Here is a 15,940-nt window from a genome sequence, read left to right as displayed (position 1 = left end):
TCTATCGATGGCTCCACGCCCATCTCCAGCATCGCCCGATTCGGGCGTTATATCCGTGTCGTCCGTGGAGACGACTCATTCCTTGCTGAGATCACGTCAATGCACGAGGCCGCTCGTCCGGCCCGCCGGAAAAATCGAAGCTTCTATATCGTCCGCAAGAGTCCGCATTAGTAGGCCGTAATGACCAATATCGGATTCCTTCAAGTCGCTCGTAGTAGCGAGAGAGCCCACCGCGGCGAGAACACTGCCCTGCGGCCCGAAGATGGGGGCAACTACAGAATTGGTGCTACTGTAGTACTCTCCCTGAGAACTCGACCACCCGCGCTCTCGAACTATGTCCAGCTCAGCGAGCCAGGTCTCTTGTGAACTTATAGACTTCGCCGTATGTGACGGAAGCGGGTTGATCCGCAACACCTCCTGCCGTTCGGACTCGTCCATGAACGCCATAAAGGCCTTCCCGAGCGCGGCAGCCGACCAGGGAAACCGTTGGCCGATTTGAACAGTCATCTTTATATCTAGCGGACTGTCGACCTTGTCTAGGATCACTATAGTTCGGTCGGGCAGCCATTGCGCAAGAAAGGCGGTGAATTGAGTCTCGCTCGCCCAGCGCGCGAGGTGATTACGTGCGCTTGCGACGATGCTGTCAGCCGAGTATTTCAGGGAGCCGACAGCGGTCAGGACCGGACCGAGAGAGTACTCCTTTGATACGCCATCGAAGGACAAGTACCCACCATAAACGAGAGTCTTCAAGATGTCGTGGCACGTACTGGCATTTAGCCCCGATCCAGCTTGAACTCGTGAGCCCCGCACGCGTCCGCGAGACGCTACAAAGTCAATGATGCGCATCGTCGCGACTGCTGCTGGTACAAGCCGAACTGGCGCCTGCCCCTTCGGCTTGGAAGTATGAGAGGACGATGCCATCATGAAGAACCTCACCTTATGAGACTGTCTAGGACTGTCCAGATACGCCTTTAGCGCACGCATACATGCAACGAGGGCAACTCGGCATAGGTGATGCACAGATCTCGACGCGACCCAAGCCTTAGTAGGTCACTGCATTGTGGTCCCTCGCCGTCGTACCGGAGAGCAAGCGGCAGGTATGCCCCGTGCACATCAGGCAGAAATGGGACCTGGCCCGCGCCTTGAAGACGTAGAGGTTGATCGCGAGCGTGTGAACCTTGGCGCGACGCACCGAGAGGCCGAATGCTCTCGCGCTGATCTGGCCGGCCGACGCGCCGCTCGCGCGCACGCACATGTTCCTGGCATGAACGGATGCCAGAGCACCGAACTTGCCTAAAAACGGGAATGTCCGGCGTCGTGCTCGCTTTGAGGTCAGCTCACTTCTACCTCCGTACGAAGGTTGGCCACCGTGATCGGCTCGGACAAGGCTAAATCGCCCAGCGGCGGTACACAAGACTTGAAGGTTCGGTTGGACGAATCTTCGGTCCAGGATGTGCTCTGCTCTGAGCAGCTCGAGCGTGCAGTACGAACTACACGCCTCGCCGCGGCGTGGCGTCTCGGTCTCGCGAACAGAGCTGACACGCCGTGCCACCGCCGTCGACAAACCGCAGCCAGCGAACGTCAGGAGCCTCGCGACCGGGCCACCAAGCCACATACCCGAATCTGTGTGTTCAGAGTTCGGTCGAGCGAGAGGTGCATCGATGGCCAACAGACCGCGACTGACAGTGTCCCAGCTAGATGCCGATTCGGTGCTCGGCCGGCATTCGGCGTACCGAATTTCTTGATCTTGTCAGACGAGCCGCGCTCTTGTAGCGTCAGCCGACACGAGGCACGGAATGACCAGCTCAGGGCCTGGTGACCTCGTAGCGGAGCGTCAGAAAATCTATCGAGAGGACGCCGTCTTGACCTTGGGTACTGCCGAGGATACTGAAGGCCGACTAGGACTGCTGCGCATGATGCACCGTATTCGGTCCTTCGAATCGCACTGTGAGCGGCTCTTTCGGGACGCGAAAATCGACGGAGCGATGCATCTCTGTGCCGGCCAAGAGGCCGTGGCGGTCGGGGTGTGTTCGGTCATGACAGATGCCGACGCGCTAAGTTTTACCTACCGTAGCCATGGCTGGGCACTTGCGCGAGGGATCAGTCCGGTATCCCTCTTCGCGGAGTGTATGGGTCGCCGAAGTGGGGTCAGCAAGGGTCGGGGCGGTTCGAAGCACATCGGTGACTGGTCACGCCGCATCCTGCCAAGCAACGCGATCGTAGCCGCAGGTGTACCGCTTGCGGCCGGAGTCGCGCTGGCCACAAAGTCCCTGGGCGAGCCTGGCATCTCCGTTGTTGCGTTCGGTGACGGCGCGGTAAATCAGGGTGTTCTGCACGAGACAATGACGATGGCCGCGCTCTGGCAGTTGCCTGTCCTGTTCGTGTGTGAAAACAATCAATATGCAGAGCTCACGCCGACGATGGTGATGCAGCCGGTAGCGCGCATCGCCGACCGGGCGGCCGCCAGTGGAATTCCAGCTGTGCGATGCGATGGTATGGATGTTGAAGCAGTGAGATCGGCGGCACGCGAAGCCTGCGCCCGGATCCGAGCGGATGGGGGCCCTGTCTTCCTGGAGGCCGAAACCTACCGTTACAGCGGTCATATGACGGGAGACCCGCAAAAATATCGAACTACTGAGGAGGTTGATCGCTGGCGCACGAGGGATGCAATCGCTCGGTTAGAGGACAGGCTTGTTGAAGCAGGTGTTCCGCACGGAGCGCTTTCCGAAGTTCGCGAGAGTGAAACCACGGCTGTCGAGGCCGCCGCCATACAGGCCGCGCTGGAAGAGACGCCCGAGCCGGCTGAGATATGGGAGAGTGCGCCATCATGGTCGCGAGCCACACGATAGTCAACGAGCAGCTCGAAACCGTCACTTCTACCTATGCGCAGGCATTGAATGCGGCGCTTAGCCAGGAAATGCGACGGGACGCGCGTGTGACACTGATAGGCGAAGACATCGGTATCGGCGGCGTATACACGGTGACTCAGGGACTGCACGACGAGTTCGGTGAACATCGAGTCATTGACACGCCAATCTCCGAAGCTGGCTTTGTCGGCATAGCCGCGGGCGCCGCTGTGGCGGGATTGCGCCCAGTCGTTGAGCTCATGTTTGCAGACTTCGCTCTTGTCGCCGCTGATCAGCTATTGAATCAGATTCCAAAGCTTCAGCTACTGTCCGCTGGGCGTTACGACCTGCCTATTACTATTCGGACCCAGCAGGGGATATCGGGTGGTGGTGGGCCCCAGCACTCTCAGTCGCTCGAAAGTCTTTTCGCGCATGTACCGGGCTTCGCGGTCGCTCTGCCTTATAGCGCAGCCGATGCAAAGGGTCTCTTGACCTCCGCCATTCGAATGAACGAGCCGACCATTGTAATTGAGCACAAGGCTCTCTATTTCAGGCGGGGTGAAGTTCCGGTCGGTGATTACGCGGTTCCATTCGGTCAAGCTGCGGTTCTCCGACACGGCACAGACGTTACCCTTGTTGCCTACTCGCAGGCAGTGGGATGGTGTCTGCAGGCAGCCGAGTTTCTCGCTGAGCGCTACGGAATTTCTGCGGAAGTAATTGATTTGCGGACGATTGTACCACTTGACATAGAGTCTGTGGTCACGTCGGTAAGATCAACGAACGCCGTCGTGGTCGTTCAAGAAGCCGGCGGAATGGCAAGCATAGCAAGCGAGATTATCGCTCAACTCCATGAAAAGTGCTGGTCGGACTTGCTGACGCCGGCACGGCGGGTCTGTGGACTGGACATCCCAGTCCCATACTCACGCCCTCTAGAGCGATACTGGCTGCCCTCCGTGCAGGACGTGGTCGACGCCGCGCGAGAAGCTGTTGAATCGAAGTAGACCACACGGCGAGCGGCGAGCTCAGGGAATAAAAGCGTAGGTATGTTGGAGCTTGAAGATGCTATCGTATCTTGCGCACGGATGCCTCGGAGCGGGCTTTTCTGAAGAGTCGCTGCGGAAAGCATTGGCAGCGCCAATCGACTTCATCGGCGCGGATGCTGGGAGTACCGACTCTGGCCCGAATTGCCTGGGAAGGAACGAAACAACATTCTCAGACGCATCGTATAGGCGAGATCTCAAGTTGCTGATGGAAGCCCGGCATATGGCCGGCGTTCCATTGATAATTGGATCATGCGCAAGCAGTGGTAGCGACTGGGGCGTGAACTATTTCGCAGGCCTCGTGCGCGAGATAGCCAAGAGCCAGAATCAAGCAGTGAAGCTGGCCCTAATCTATTCCGAAGTCACGCCAGAGGCAATCCTGGATAAGTTGAAGGCAGGTCGGCTCGAACCGCTTGCGCCGGCTCCCACATACGACGAGGCCGAGATCCTGCGGAGCTCCCGCATCGTGGCTGTAATGGGAGTTGAACCTATTCAGAGGGCAATCGAGAGCGGGGCCGACATCATCCTTGCCGGACGCGCGACTGACCCTGCGATCTTCGCGGCGCTGCCCATGATGCGAGGCGTCGATCCGGGCCTGGCTTGGCACGCGGGAAAGGTGGCGGAGTACGGGGCATCAGCCGCTGAGCCACGCGGACCAGTCGACCTACTGAGAGTTGAGCTTGAGTCCACCTCTTTCGTAGTGCGCGCACTAGCCGATAACAGACGGTGCACCCCGGCAAGTGTGTCCGCAGTCCAACTATATGAAGTCGGCAATCCGCATCTCATGATCGAGCCTGGTTGGACGATCGATCTGAGAGAAATAACGTACCAGCAAGTGACGGATGACTTGGTTCGTGTGACGAGCGGTAAGGGCGTACCACAGCCCTACACGAACAAGCTCGAAGGCGTTACAGCGGCCGGGTTTCAGAAGATGTTCACATGTGCCATCCGAGACTCAACTATATTAGAGTGCCTTGATAGCTGGCTTGCGGATCTCGAAGAGTCTGCTCGGGATCGGTGCCGGACGCTTGTAGGAGCGGACGCATTCGCGCAGTGCAAGGTTACCACACGTGTTTACGGACGGGACGGCGTACTTGGTGAACGGGAGCGTCGCCGGCCGCAGACTATTTCCGAGGTCGCGTTAATCATCGACGTGATCTCGCCGAATGCTGACGATGCTGCGGATGTCATCGAGGCAATGCATTACGTATACATGCATTCAAAAAGCCCGGCATGGTCAATAAATGGTACTCTTGCATTCCCATTTGCGCAGAGGATCTTCGACCTGGGCGAGGTCTACGAGTTCAACGTGCATCACGTCGTCCATGTCGATAGTCCGGATGAACTATTCAGGCTGCACGTTGAGGATGTCACGGTATGACGCAACTGCGAGATATCGCCTCGTGTGTAAGAAGTAAGAACGCGGGTCCATTTCGGCTGACCATCGACATCTTCTTTCGAGATGTAGCGTCGTTCGATATGGCTATGAGCTCACCGCTGTTCGCCGAGCGAGAAATCAGTCAGGCCCTCGAGGTGAGTAAAGATAGCGCCGAAATATTCGGACTGCGAAACCTACGCGCTATTAAGGTTACGATCCCACGTGATGTGCCCGCCGGCTCACCCGGAGATCGGGACTTCTTTGGAGGCCAGCAGTTCGCCTCAATTCTCGACCTGACCATCGACGTCGAAAGCTGATTTTTTTCTAGATTCGGCGCCCGATCATTTTGGGGATGCATCACAGCGGAAAGCTAAAGCCCTTCGCCCGCAATCCCCAGCACACGGCACCTTAAAGGAGAAGAGATGAGCCCTGCACCAAGGCTCGAGAGCAATTACCTTGATCGAGCCCTCGATCTCGACAGCCACGAGATGGTTCCTATCGAGTTCTGGGGTGAAATCTTCGATCAGGACATCGCATCGGAGATCCTCGCTGCGAACATGAAATGGTTCACAAGCCAGGGCGATAATAGCCTGTCATGTCCCGACTTGACTGCGGACGACAGCATCATCACGCCAGAGTCGGTTTGGTCAATGAAGGGCCCGAGAGCGCCCGGAGCAATTGATTTCAGTCGTCGGCTCGAGGTTCTCGATGCGATGAGGGTCGACCGTCAGCTGGTGTTTCCTACCTTTGGGCTGTTTGGGTACATTCTCCTGTCGGACCCGGGGGTATACAAGAAATACGGCTTTGATCCGGCCACCATCGATCAGGCGAGCGTCGGAAGCCGAATGATCGCCGCGCACAACCGCTGGGCGGCCAATGTCACGAAGTCCTTGAACGGACGCGTACGGCCCGTCGCGATCGTGCAGACAGATACCTTGGAGCTAATGCTCTCAGAGCTGGATACGGCTCTGAGCAATGGCTGCCGCGCTATTCTGGTTCCAGAGGGCACGCCCCCGGCACAGACCTCTCCCGGCGCAGAGATCTTGGATCCGTTTTGGGCACGGTTGGCTGAGGCGAACGTCCCGGTGACGACGCACATTGGGTGCGAGCACGCATTCACATCCTCACAGCGGTGGTCTGCTAATGTGCCGGCGTTCATTCCCTCGATGAAGTCCTCGATCGAACTTCCGATCGAGCCGCGTCGGCTGGCCACGATGCACTATGCCGTCGAGAACTTCCTGACAGCCATGATCCTCGGAGGTGTCTTCGAACGGCACCCGACGCTGCGATTTGGTGCCATCGAGCTCACTGCGGCCTGGGTAGGGCCCCTGGGGGAGCGGCTTGATGAGCTCTTCGAAAAGATCTTCCGGACGCGCCTGGCAAATCTTTCGATGAAGCCTTCCGAGTACATCGAGCGGAACGTACGGGTGACGCCCTTCGTGTATGAGCCAATTGACACGATGTTGGACAGGTATCCCTATCTGGAGAACGTCCTGGTTTACTCGTCAGACTATCCGCATGTTGAAGGCGGCGTGAACTCGAAGAACACGTTCAACGCTACGCTTGAACGCTTTTCGGACCGCGTCAAGGAAAAGTTCTTCGTCACTAACGGCGAGTGGATTCTTCCGGAGTAGCTTGGCTGAGGCGCGCCGGGGGCCTCACAGTTTGATGGTCAGGTCGGATGAAGCTCAGGGTTTCCTACTTGGACATCTTGACGCTGAGGGTGCCCGGCGCACCCAGTCAATGGTAGAAGGGATGCTCCGGATGGTTCTGGAAGCAATTGACGTGACTGTACGCTTCGGCGGTCACGTGGCGCTCGACGACGCATCAATCAGTGTCGTGCCAGGAGCCATTCGTGGCCTGATCGGACCGAATGGCGCAGGCAAGACGACGCTGTTCAATGTCTGTAGCGGATTCCAAGCGGTCAAATCAGGCAAAGTACTTTACGACGGAAGAGACATAACCTCCATGTCGTCTATCAAGCGCGCCCGGCTAGGTGTCAGTCGGACATTTCAGCGAATGCAGCTCTTCGCGTCTCTAACGTGTCTTGATAATGTCCTCATTGCTGCAGAGACATCACGAACTCGGGGTGCCGGCGACGAGCAGGGGCGTCGAGTACGGAAGTCCTCTGATCGGGAACGTGCCGAACGGACGCTGTTGGAGGTCGGCCTAGGGGGCTTCGCGGACAAGCCCGCGCGCGATCTCACAACAGGTCAGGGGCGCCTGCTGGAGCTCGCACGTGCGCTGGTTCGCAATCCGAGCTATCTCCTGTTGGACGAGCCCTCGTCTGGCCTGGATGTGAAGGAGACACGTCAGTTCGGCGATCTCCTGGCTGAAGTCACGGAGCGAAACGGATTCGGCGTGCTCCTTGTGGAGCACGATATGGATTTGGTCCTTCGCGTTACCGAGCATATTACCGTTCTGACCGAGGGCCGGGTGCTGGCTGTAGGTTCGCCGCGTGACATCCGATCGAGTCAGGCTGTGCGAGCCGCTTATCTCGGTGACGAAGTTGGTGCTGCGTGAGGACCATTGCCCCCCTGCCTACCCGGCGTAGATTGCTACTGAAGGCGTGCGCATCGTGAACGAATACTTGCCGTTCATCGTCGTGGGACTTGGCGCGGGCTCCGCATACGCCATTGCAGCGATGGGCCTGGTGCTGACCTACAAGACAACGGGCGTTTTCAATTTGGCCCAGGGCGCCATGGGAATGGTCGGGGCTTTTGCATACTATAGCCTCCATATTGTCCATAATGTCCCCACGGTCCTCGCGGTCGCGATTTGCTTGCTGGTAGTAGCGCCGCTGCAGGGCTACTTGCTAGACAAACTCGTCTTCTCGCAAATACGTCACCTAGGCTCGGCCGTTCAGATCGTCGCGACACTTGGGCTTGGTACGGCCCTGGGTGGGCTAGCAGTACTAATTTACGGCGGCGACACCATCATGGTGCCGGCGTTCTTGCCGACCTCGACATTCACTGTCGCAGGCGTCAATATCGCCTGGTTCGAGGCGATCACCGTGCTCTTTGCCATCGCTGCGGCGATAGGCCTTCGCGTGTTCTACAGCTCGACACGTTTCGGCCTTCGGGCCCGAGCCTTGGTCGATAACGAGGAGCTCACCCGACTGGAAGGCGTGCGGACTGCCCGCATTCGGAGTGTCACATGGATGATCGGGAGTTGCTTCGCGACGAGTTCTGGTTTACTTCTTGTCCCGCTGGTTGGTCTTGACAGCACTATTTTGAGCCTACTCGTCGTACAGGCGTTCGGTGCCGCTGCAGTCGGCCGCCTGACGAGTCTTCCACTCACTTATGTCGGGGCTATTGCGATCGGGATCGCGGCTTCGATCACCACAAAGTTTTCGGCCACCAATCCAGCAATCAGCGGCTTGGCCGTCAGCCTTCCGTTCATCGTGCTCTTCCTGGTCGCCGTGCTATCACCGCGGAGCTCGACAATTGGATCTTCGCGCTCCGCCAACGAGCGGGTGAATGTAGCGCGTGTGGGCCCTTGGACCCGGCGCAGTACAATCTCCGCGGTGGTACTCGTCAGTGTCCTTGTCTTGCTACCATTCGTAACAAGTGGTGTCTATCTCGTTGGCGCCTCAGGTACGGTCATATTCGTGCTGATCTTCGCCAGCTTGTACATGCTGGTGGGGCCGATTCGGCAGGTCTCGCTGGGTCACGCGACCTTTGTCGCGCTGGGCGCCCTATTTCTAACCCAGCTGAACCGCGCCGGCGTTCCCTATTTTCTCGCTCTTCTTCTAGCTGCCTTGATGGTTGTGCCCATTGCGGCGGCCTTGAGCTTTCCGACGGTTAGACTATCCAGGCTCTATCTAGCCCTTGCCACCTTAGGGTTTGGACTGATTGCGCAGTACGTATTTTATCCTTCGTCGCTCGGCTTCGGTTCGGACCTAGCGATTTCCGTCCCGCGGCCTCCTGGTCTATCTGGTGACCGAGAGTTCTATCTGGTAGCCGTGGCAATCGTTCTTGTGATGCTCCTAGTGATCCGACTGATCGTCGGAGGGCGCTTAGGGAGGCTGTCTCACGCACTTGCGGACTCCGACGTAGCGGTACAGAGTTTCGGTGTCAATCCCGCTACCGTACGATCGATCATGTTCTGTCTTAGTGCGTTCTTCGCAGCGATTGCGGGCGGATTACTGGGATCGCTATACCGTAGCGCGTCCACTGTGCAGTTCGGATATCCGGAGTCGCTGGTACTGGTCGCGGTGCTCGTGTCTGCGGGTACGGCGACCCTGACCGGTAGCTGGCTCGCTGCGTTCATGTTTATCGGGATCCCGGTTGTATTTGATTACCACTGGGTCATCGCATGGCAGCCCGTTCTTTTCGGCATTACTGCAATTATCAACAGCCGTGACCCCAACGGAATTGTCGGGATGACGAAACACCAAGTTCTGTGGGTGGCGCGCCAGGTGCGAAGGTTGACCGGGAAATCAAAGGAGCCACTGAAGGATCCGCAACTCGAGATGAGCCTATGATGAAGCTGGAAGCGGTAGACCTTCGATCTGGATACGACTCGATCGAGGTTTTGCATGGGGTAAGCTTCGCCGTGCAGCCAGGCGAGATTGTTGCCGTGCTTGGGGCAAACGGGGCCGGCAAGACAACGCTCCTGCGCACGCTGATGGGTCTTAATCGAGCTCAGAGTGGTCGCGTATTGCTCGATGGCAGTGACATCACGAAGGTTGACGCCGAAGGGCGAGCCAGGGTCGGGCTTTGCCTTATCCCCGAGGGAAGGGCTATTTATCCCTCCCTGACCGTCCGCGAAAATATCGAGATGCACGTGAATAGGATTGGTCGATCTGCGCGTGCGGGAGTAGAAGAAGCCTGCACATTGTTTCCACCTCTCAGGCGCCGCCTCGATCAGACGGCGGGGACTATGAGCGGTGGGGAGCAGCAGATGGTGGCTCTTTCCCGGGCGTGGCTAAGCAAGGCCTCGGTCGTGATGGCAGATGAGCTCTCGACAGGACTTGCTCCGCAGGTTGTCGATGACATGTTTGCCAGCTTAGGCAGCTTGAGTAACGCCGGTGTCTCCGTAATCATGGTTGAGCAGTTTGCGCATAAGGCGATTCGGTTGGCTGATCGGTGCATCTTCCTACGGAAGGGCGTTGTGCAGGCCGCCGGCCCCGCTGCAGACTTCAGAGACGGGGATCTGGTGGAACACTATCTTGGCGCCGAGGCCGTGTAGAGACGGTGACGGCATCGCCTGGCGCATTCCAATTGTAACAGTTCCCGTTTCGATGAGTCGTCTTGAGTTAGATGTGCCCATCCGAACAATAAATTGGTCAGGAATGGTGGCAAGCAATGCGACGTATACAGTGGAGAGCAGGAGCTCTGGTTGCAGCGGCGGCCAGCATGATGCTAGCTGTAAGCGCTTGTGGCAGCTCTGGCGGGTCCTCAGCAGGCGGTGGGACGGGCAACAGCTCAGGATCAGGGCTGACGAAGTCTGAGATCCGTCTAGGCCAAATTATTGACGCCACTGGGCCGCTTGGCGCAGCGGTCGCGAACGCCAAGTCGGGAGTGCAGGCATGGGCTGGGTGGGTCAATGCTAATGGCGGGCTGAACGGCCATCCCGTAAAGATCTTCTATGCAGATACGCAGGGCACGCCGGCTGGTGGCCTAACGGCCGTCCAGAAGCTCGTAGAGAAAGATCGTGTTGTTGCGCTCTTCGGTCTGGCGACGAATGTAGCAACGTCGACGATCATGCCATATGCAGAGCGCAAGAATATTCCGATCTTATCCGGACTTCCTGGGTTGAGTGACAACCTGGCGACAGGTGTGTACATCCTCGGCGCGCCGCCCGCACTGCAGGGGGCTATCTATGCGCAGGCTGTCCATACGCTGTACCCGGATACGAAGAAGGTCGCGGTGATGTACTGCAAGGAGTCACCCGGGTGCGCCAGCATTGGAAGTGCCTTTCAGTCAAGCGCCAAGACACTTGGGCTTGAGGTGGCTTATACGGCAGCTGTATCACTGAGCGCGCCAGACTATACGGCACAGGTTATTGCGGCGAGGGACGCCGGCGCTCAGGCAGTCCTGGTCATGCTATCTTCGCCTGGCATTGTGAGTTTCTCACAGGCGTCCGCCCGACAGGGATGGAATCCGCATATCTTTATTCCGAATAATCTGAATACCTCTACCACCGACATTTCGCAGATTCCTCACTCGGTCACGCTTACCGAGCAGACGGCCGCGGCAGTGCCCTGGAACGTCACGGATCCTAGTCCGCAGGCAAAGGAATATATCGCCGCGGTGAGCCAGTATGCCAGTGGCGGATCGCTGGGTGACGCAGGTTGGACGAACTGGGTCTTCGGTATGATGCTGAAGCAGGCCTCTGCCGAGTTCGGCGAGACGGTCACTTCCGCCGACATCGTAAATGCGCTTGTAAAGCTTGGAACGACCGACGTAGGCGGCCTGGTTGCGCCTGTGACATGGACCGCCTCTGGCGGCGACTTCGGCGGCAACAAGTGCGGATTCTTCCAAGTGCTCGAGGCTGGGAAATGGCGAGTGTCGGGTGTGCCGAAGGTATGCGCTAGCTAGCTTGTGTTGATTACTACTCAGCTGGGACTGCTCTGGCGAGCGCAATAGCGCGGCACTGCTGCTGTGTAGGCCGGAGGGGATCTCCGGAATCGCGACCGGCGCTGTGTGGGTCGATGACGCGAGGGAGTTAGAGATGGAGATGAAGTACCAGGCAGTCACCCGTTCGCGGACATGGGGGCTGAAACCGGGCGGGGTGTCGGAAGCGCTCACGGCGTTCGACTGTAGTACGGCCCCAGGTCTCATCGTTTCGCCCAGACAGAGCTCCGGTCTGAGCAATGCGATGCGGCACCACGGCGATCTGGTCACCCATGGGCCTAAGAACGGAGGCAGCATCTACGAGTGTCACCTAGGGGTCGTGGAGACGTCCGTGGGGTGTCTCCGTTGACTGAGCAAAGTGATTCAGCCCGGCTGAGGCAAGTCTTCGGCGCGTTCCCCTCGGGGGTCATCGCGATCGCCGCGTGTGTGGACGGGCTCCCGCTCGGAATCTCTGTCAGCTCATATACTTCGGTCTCCTTGGAGCCTCCGCTCGTCTCGGTGTGTATCGCGCATTCGTCCGAGACGTGGCCGCTCATACGCGAAGCACGCCGTCTCGGGGTGAGCATGCTCGCCGACGATCAACAGCAGGCGTGCCGCCAACTGTCCTCCCGCGGTCGGGACCGGTTCGCGGGTCTTACCTGGCGTGCTACGCCGGACGGGGCGGTGTTCCTGGACGGGGCTATCGCCTGGCTTGACTGCAGCATCGAAGCGACCCATGTGGCCGGCGACCACGACATCGTTGTGATGCGTGTACACGAGCTTGACGCCGACCACGCCATTCGGCCGCTTGTCTTTCATACGAGTAAGTTTTGGCGTCTGGTGCCGTGATGGTTGTCTCTGCCACGGATCGCCGCGAGGCCAAGGTAGGCCCGGCTCGCTCGCTCCAGCTGTAATAGTTTGCGCTAGGACTGGCACCAGTTGCAGGCGCGATGAGAGCCGGATGGACAGACTTCAACCCCGGATGAGCATGGCAGCCCCATCTAGTCTTTTTAGGAGAAATGTATGGTTTCCTCTCGGCTAGATATCTTCGATGTTGTCATCGAATTGGCTTTGCGTACTGACGTTCAGGATGCTCAGGGGTGCGCCGAATTGTTCACTGAAGGGGCAACCCTGACCACTTCGGTGCGAGGTACTGTTGTCGATGGCCCGGTCGTCGGTAGGTCCCGCCTGCTTGAACGCTTCGAGGCTCGAAAGACTCTGCGCGGCGAAGCAAGATTACGACATGTACTTAGCAACTTCATCCTTAGGGATCACACCCTTGATTCCGCCACTGTGCTCTCGTACATGACGCTCATCGTAACGACGGATGATGGTTCCCAGGTCCACTCGACCGCAATGAACCGCGACATGCTCGTGTTGGAAGACGGAAGATGGCTCATACAGTCAAGAAACATTGACTTTGACGCGGCAAGTTCGCCGGTTCTACCGGTTGCACAACGTCCTTCCAATTCGTCCCCACTGATCGACGAGGCGGAACGGGCGCTTAACAATGGGTAGTCGCCTCCAGATGCGTTGGGCCGCGAAGGAGTGTGCTTACGGCGCTTGGTGCGTCACGGGCTCACCGTACATCGCCGCAGTGATGGCTCTTGCGCCGTTCGATTATATATGTTTGGATGCGCAACACGGCTTCATGGGATACGAAGGAGTTCTGAGCTGCATTCAAGCTGCAGCGCGGACCGAGGTGACGATATTTGTACGGGTCCCACATAACGATCCTAGCTGGATTGGTAAATCGCTGGACGCCGGAGCGGATGGCGTAATCGTGCCCATGGTCGAGGATGCTGACGGCGCTGCTCGAGCCGTCAGCGCCTGCCGATACCCGCCTACAGGCAACCGAAGCTTCGGAGGATTGCGAGGCTACGGTGGGGGTCACAATAACTCGGATGCCCTGCCGTCCGCTATTTGCCTGGTAATGATTGAATCCGAAGCGGGTTTGAGAAATGCAGAGTCAATATGTTCAGTGGCAGGCCTTGACGGCGTGTACATTGGGCCGGCGGATCTTTCAATCGCACTCGGCGGACCTCCGACGCTCGCCTCATTGCCCGGCCCTCACGCTGATGGTATCGAGGCCATCAGGCGGCTGTGCGCGCAGCACGATGTAGTTGCCGGTATTCAGTGCAGCAGCGGAGAGCAGGCGCTCGGCCGGGCAGGCGAGGGCTTTCGCATGGTGACTGTGTGCGCGGACGCACCACTTCTTGAGGCCGGCCTACGCGGAGAATTCGCCAAACTCCCCATTGCATCGGCGACAGCTATGCCCTGAACGGGCCTACTTGGTGCGGCGCGCCCTAGCGGAACATGATAGGCAGAAACATTTCGCGGTAGATAGGAGCTTGTTATGTCAACCGTGCTCGGTGACGGAAAGTACAGCTATCGCGTCATCGATGACTGGGTGAAGCTGCCGGAGGACTATGAGTTCACCGATGTCGGTTCAGTTGCGGTCGACCGCGATGACTATGTCTATGTCTTCAATCGGGGAACGCGCCCCATGATGGTCTTCGACAGCAGAGGGAACTTCGTTACCTCTTGGGGCGAAGGTATCTTTAGCCGGCCGCACGGTCTAAGCATCGATGCCGATGGCAACCTGCTGTGCACGGATGACGGTGACCACACCGTACGAAAGTTCACCACGTCGGGGAAACTTCTTTTGACGCTCGGGGTTCCCGGGAAAGCCTCAGCGTTCATGTCCGGTGTCCCATTCCATCGGTGCACTCATACTGCTGTGGCCGAGGACGGTGCGATTTACGTCGCGGATGGATACGGAAATGCGGCCGTGCACAAGTTTGCCCCGGACGGCAAGCTACTGACATCGTGGGGTAAGCCGGGAACCGGTCCGGGAGAATTCAACCTCGTTCACAATATTGTGGTTGACGCGGATGGTTGGGTTTATGTCGCAGATAGAGAGAATCATCGAATTCAGGTGTTCTCGGCGGACGGCAAATACGAGACCCAGTGGCATGATCTCCATAGACCTTGCGCGCTCGTACACTATCTAGATGGCGACGAGTCGCTTTTCATCGTTGGCGAGCTTGGCCCCGCCTTGATGGCGAACCTTAGGTATAAAAACCTTGGCCCCAGGATCTCGATAATGGATTCGGATGGAAGGGTCATATCTCGCTTGGGTGGCGCTGACGGACCCGGGGTCGGCGATGGAGAGTTTATGGCCCCGCATGGTATAGCGGTTGACAGTAAGGGGAGCATCTACGTGGGGGAGGTTCCGTACATCAACTGGGGGCAGTCATTCCCTGACCGGCCAAGGCCAGAGAAGCTCCGATCATTGCAGAAGCTCGAGCGCATTGGCGCGAGCATCTAGGAGTTTGCGATACAGGTGTAAGGCTGACGGCAGGAAGGCATACAGAATGCTTCGATCGCCTCGGCATCGGCTCGGCCCTCAGGCCGCACGAGTCGCAGAGCAACAAGGTCCTAATGCACAAGTCATCGTTCAGGAGGTAGTGAAGTGAACCAGTCCCAGACGACTACGGCGAAAGATATTATGGTTCAGGCAAATGAGATGCCGTGGCATCCGTTCGGCCCGGGCACCTGGGTTAAGGTCGTGTATATCAGTCCGGAGACGGGTATGTGGGCCTGCCTTCTCAAGCTCGACCCAGGGTCTCAGTTCACTCGGCACTTCCACAAGGCCGCGATCGACTTTTATGTCATCAAGGGAGAGGTCGAGTACCGCGCCGGCGTTGTCCGGGAGGGTGGTTACGCGTACGAGCCACTTGGTGTGCTCCACGAGGCAACGAACACGAAGATCGAGACCGTCGTATTCGCACACTTCTTCGGGCCGGTCGAGTTTCTTGATGACGATGATAATGTGACGCTTATTCTCGACTGGAAATTTGTCCAGGAGAACCTGGTCGGCGAGCAGAGCCTGGGTGCCGAAACTGTCGACATGAGTGTAAGTCAAGGCTGAGAGTGGCACTGCGCCGTAGCTAAGCGTAAGACGCTGTCTATTCATTCTGCGCGCGCGTGCGGAAGGACGCTGTCTCTTCCGCACGCGCGTGCGGAAGCTTGGTGCTTCGTGGAGTCGCGGAGCTTTGTGCGAGTAGATAGAATCGAAGATTTAGTCGGCTTCACGTGCATTCGCACGCGCAG

General features: G+C 58.2%; 15 protein-coding genes and 1 pseudogene. 14 read left to right on the top strand and 2 right to left on the bottom strand.

Annotated elements, in window-relative coordinates:
* Positions 1-96 precede the first annotated feature (96 nt).
* Positions 97-723 carry an IclR family transcriptional regulator gene (locus AB0367_RS20665; protein ID WP_366227979.1) on the bottom strand — a complete coding sequence of 209 codons (627 nt, stop codon included), beginning with the start codon at positions 721-723 and terminating at the stop codon, positions 97-99.
* Positions 724-846: pseudogene (locus tag AB0367_RS20660) on the bottom strand (helix-turn-helix domain-containing protein); the annotation flags it as partial. It lies immediately after the preceding gene.
* A 1,016-nt stretch (positions 847-1,862) separates the two neighbouring features.
* On the opposite strand from AB0367_RS20660, the gene AB0367_RS20655 reads away from it, so the two are divergent.
* The 14 genes from AB0367_RS20655 (at position 1,863) to AB0367_RS20590 (ending at position 15,758) form a co-directional block, all read left to right on the top strand.
* The gene (locus AB0367_RS20655; RefSeq protein ID WP_366227970.1) at positions 1,863-2,849 is read left to right on the top strand and encodes a thiamine pyrophosphate-dependent dehydrogenase E1 component subunit alpha; all 987 of its coding nucleotides are present in this window, start codon (positions 1,863-1,865) and stop codon (positions 2,847-2,849) included.
* Positions 2,828-3,847, top strand: coding sequence for an alpha-ketoacid dehydrogenase subunit beta (locus AB0367_RS20650; protein WP_366227969.1), 1,020 nt, complete (start codon positions 2,828-2,830; stop codon positions 3,845-3,847). Before AB0367_RS20655 ends, AB0367_RS20650 begins: the two co-directional genes overlap by 22 nt.
* Before the next feature lie 319 nt (positions 3,848-4,166).
* Positions 4,167-5,267 carry an acyclic terpene utilization AtuA family protein gene (locus AB0367_RS20645; RefSeq protein WP_366227968.1) on the top strand — a complete coding sequence of 367 codons (1,101 nt, stop codon included), beginning with the start codon at positions 4,167-4,169 and terminating at the stop codon, positions 5,265-5,267.
* On the top strand, positions 5,264-5,581 hold the full coding sequence (locus AB0367_RS20640; RefSeq protein ID WP_366227967.1) for a DUF4387 family protein: 318 nt from the start codon (positions 5,264-5,266) through the stop codon (positions 5,579-5,581). The genes AB0367_RS20645 and AB0367_RS20640 overlap by 4 nt, the downstream gene beginning before the upstream one ends.
* Before the next feature lie 105 nt (positions 5,582-5,686).
* A complete protein-coding gene (locus tag AB0367_RS20635; protein ID WP_366227966.1) occupies positions 5,687-6,898 on the top strand; it encodes an amidohydrolase family protein in 1,212 nt (403 codons plus the stop codon).
* Between the two features lie 130 nt (positions 6,899-7,028).
* Positions 7,029-7,787, top strand: a complete 759-nt coding sequence (locus AB0367_RS20630; protein ID WP_366227965.1) for an ABC transporter ATP-binding protein — start codon at positions 7,029-7,031, stop codon at positions 7,785-7,787.
* A gap of 46 nt (positions 7,788-7,833) precedes the next feature.
* Positions 7,834-9,750 (top strand): ABC transporter permease, encoded by a 1,917-nt coding sequence (locus AB0367_RS20625; protein WP_366227964.1) that lies wholly within the window; start codon positions 7,834-7,836, stop codon positions 9,748-9,750.
* Positions 9,747-10,457 (top strand): ABC transporter ATP-binding protein, encoded by a 711-nt coding sequence (locus tag AB0367_RS20620; protein WP_366227963.1) that lies wholly within the window; start codon positions 9,747-9,749, stop codon positions 10,455-10,457. The genes AB0367_RS20625 and AB0367_RS20620 overlap by 4 nt, the downstream gene beginning before the upstream one ends.
* A gap of 116 nt (positions 10,458-10,573) precedes the next feature.
* A complete protein-coding gene (locus AB0367_RS20615; protein ID WP_366227962.1) occupies positions 10,574-11,809 on the top strand; it encodes an ABC transporter substrate-binding protein in 1,236 nt (411 codons plus the stop codon).
* Between the two features lie 339 nt (positions 11,810-12,148).
* Entirely contained in the window at positions 12,149-12,673 is a 525-nt protein-coding gene (locus AB0367_RS20610) for a flavin reductase family protein (protein ID WP_366227961.1), read from the top strand.
* A gap of 174 nt (positions 12,674-12,847) precedes the next feature.
* Complete coding sequence (locus AB0367_RS20605; RefSeq protein WP_366227960.1) at positions 12,848-13,342, top strand: nuclear transport factor 2 family protein; 495 nt, start codon at positions 12,848-12,850, stop codon at positions 13,340-13,342.
* Positions 13,335-14,105: an aldolase/citrate lyase family protein gene (locus AB0367_RS20600; protein ID WP_366227959.1), complete on the top strand. Its 771-nt coding sequence runs from the start codon at positions 13,335-13,337 to the stop codon at positions 14,103-14,105. The genes AB0367_RS20605 and AB0367_RS20600 overlap by 8 nt, the downstream gene beginning before the upstream one ends.
* A 75-nt stretch (positions 14,106-14,180) precedes the next feature.
* Positions 14,181-15,155 carry a peptidyl-alpha-hydroxyglycine alpha-amidating lyase family protein gene (locus AB0367_RS20595; protein ID WP_366227958.1) on the top strand — a complete coding sequence of 325 codons (975 nt, stop codon included), beginning with the start codon at positions 14,181-14,183 and terminating at the stop codon, positions 15,153-15,155.
* 144 nt (positions 15,156-15,299) lie between these two features.
* On the top strand, positions 15,300-15,758 hold the full coding sequence (locus tag AB0367_RS20590) for a 2,4'-dihydroxyacetophenone dioxygenase family protein (protein ID WP_366227957.1): 459 nt from the start codon (positions 15,300-15,302) through the stop codon (positions 15,756-15,758).
* Positions 15,759-15,940 lie beyond the last annotated feature (182 nt).

The sequence above is a fragment of the Dactylosporangium sp. NPDC051484 genome, assembly GCF_040689395.1.
GTDB lineage: Bacteria > Actinomycetota > Actinomycetes > Mycobacteriales > Micromonosporaceae > Dactylosporangium.
This window is presented reverse-complemented; position numbering and strand designations above follow the sequence as displayed.

What these genes read in the sequence shown, in the direction of transcription:
- AB0367_RS20600 (WP_366227959.1), top strand. Translation starts at nt 13,335, where the DNA reads ATGGGTAGTCGCCTCCAGATGCGTTGGGCCGCGAAGGAGTGTGCTTAC.
- AB0367_RS20605 (WP_366227960.1), top strand. Translation starts at nt 12,848, where the DNA reads ATGGTTTCCTCTCGGCTAGATATCTTCGATGTTGTCATCGAATTGGCT.
- AB0367_RS20620 (WP_366227963.1), top strand. Translation starts at nt 9,747, where the DNA reads ATGATGAAGCTGGAAGCGGTAGACCTTCGATCTGGATACGACTCGATC.
- AB0367_RS20635 (WP_366227966.1), top strand. Translation starts at nt 5,687, where the DNA reads ATGAGCCCTGCACCAAGGCTCGAGAGCAATTACCTTGATCGAGCCCTC.
- AB0367_RS20650 (WP_366227969.1), top strand. Translation starts at nt 2,828, where the DNA reads ATGGTCGCGAGCCACACGATAGTCAACGAGCAGCTCGAAACCGTCACT.
- AB0367_RS20640 (WP_366227967.1), top strand. Translation starts at nt 5,264, where the DNA reads ATGACGCAACTGCGAGATATCGCCTCGTGTGTAAGAAGTAAGAACGCG.
- AB0367_RS20630 (WP_366227965.1), top strand. Translation starts at nt 7,029, where the DNA reads ATGGTTCTGGAAGCAATTGACGTGACTGTACGCTTCGGCGGTCACGTG.
- AB0367_RS20615 (WP_366227962.1), top strand. Translation starts at nt 10,574, where the DNA reads ATGCGACGTATACAGTGGAGAGCAGGAGCTCTGGTTGCAGCGGCGGCC.
- AB0367_RS20595 (WP_366227958.1), top strand. Translation starts at nt 14,181, where the DNA reads ATGTCAACCGTGCTCGGTGACGGAAAGTACAGCTATCGCGTCATCGAT.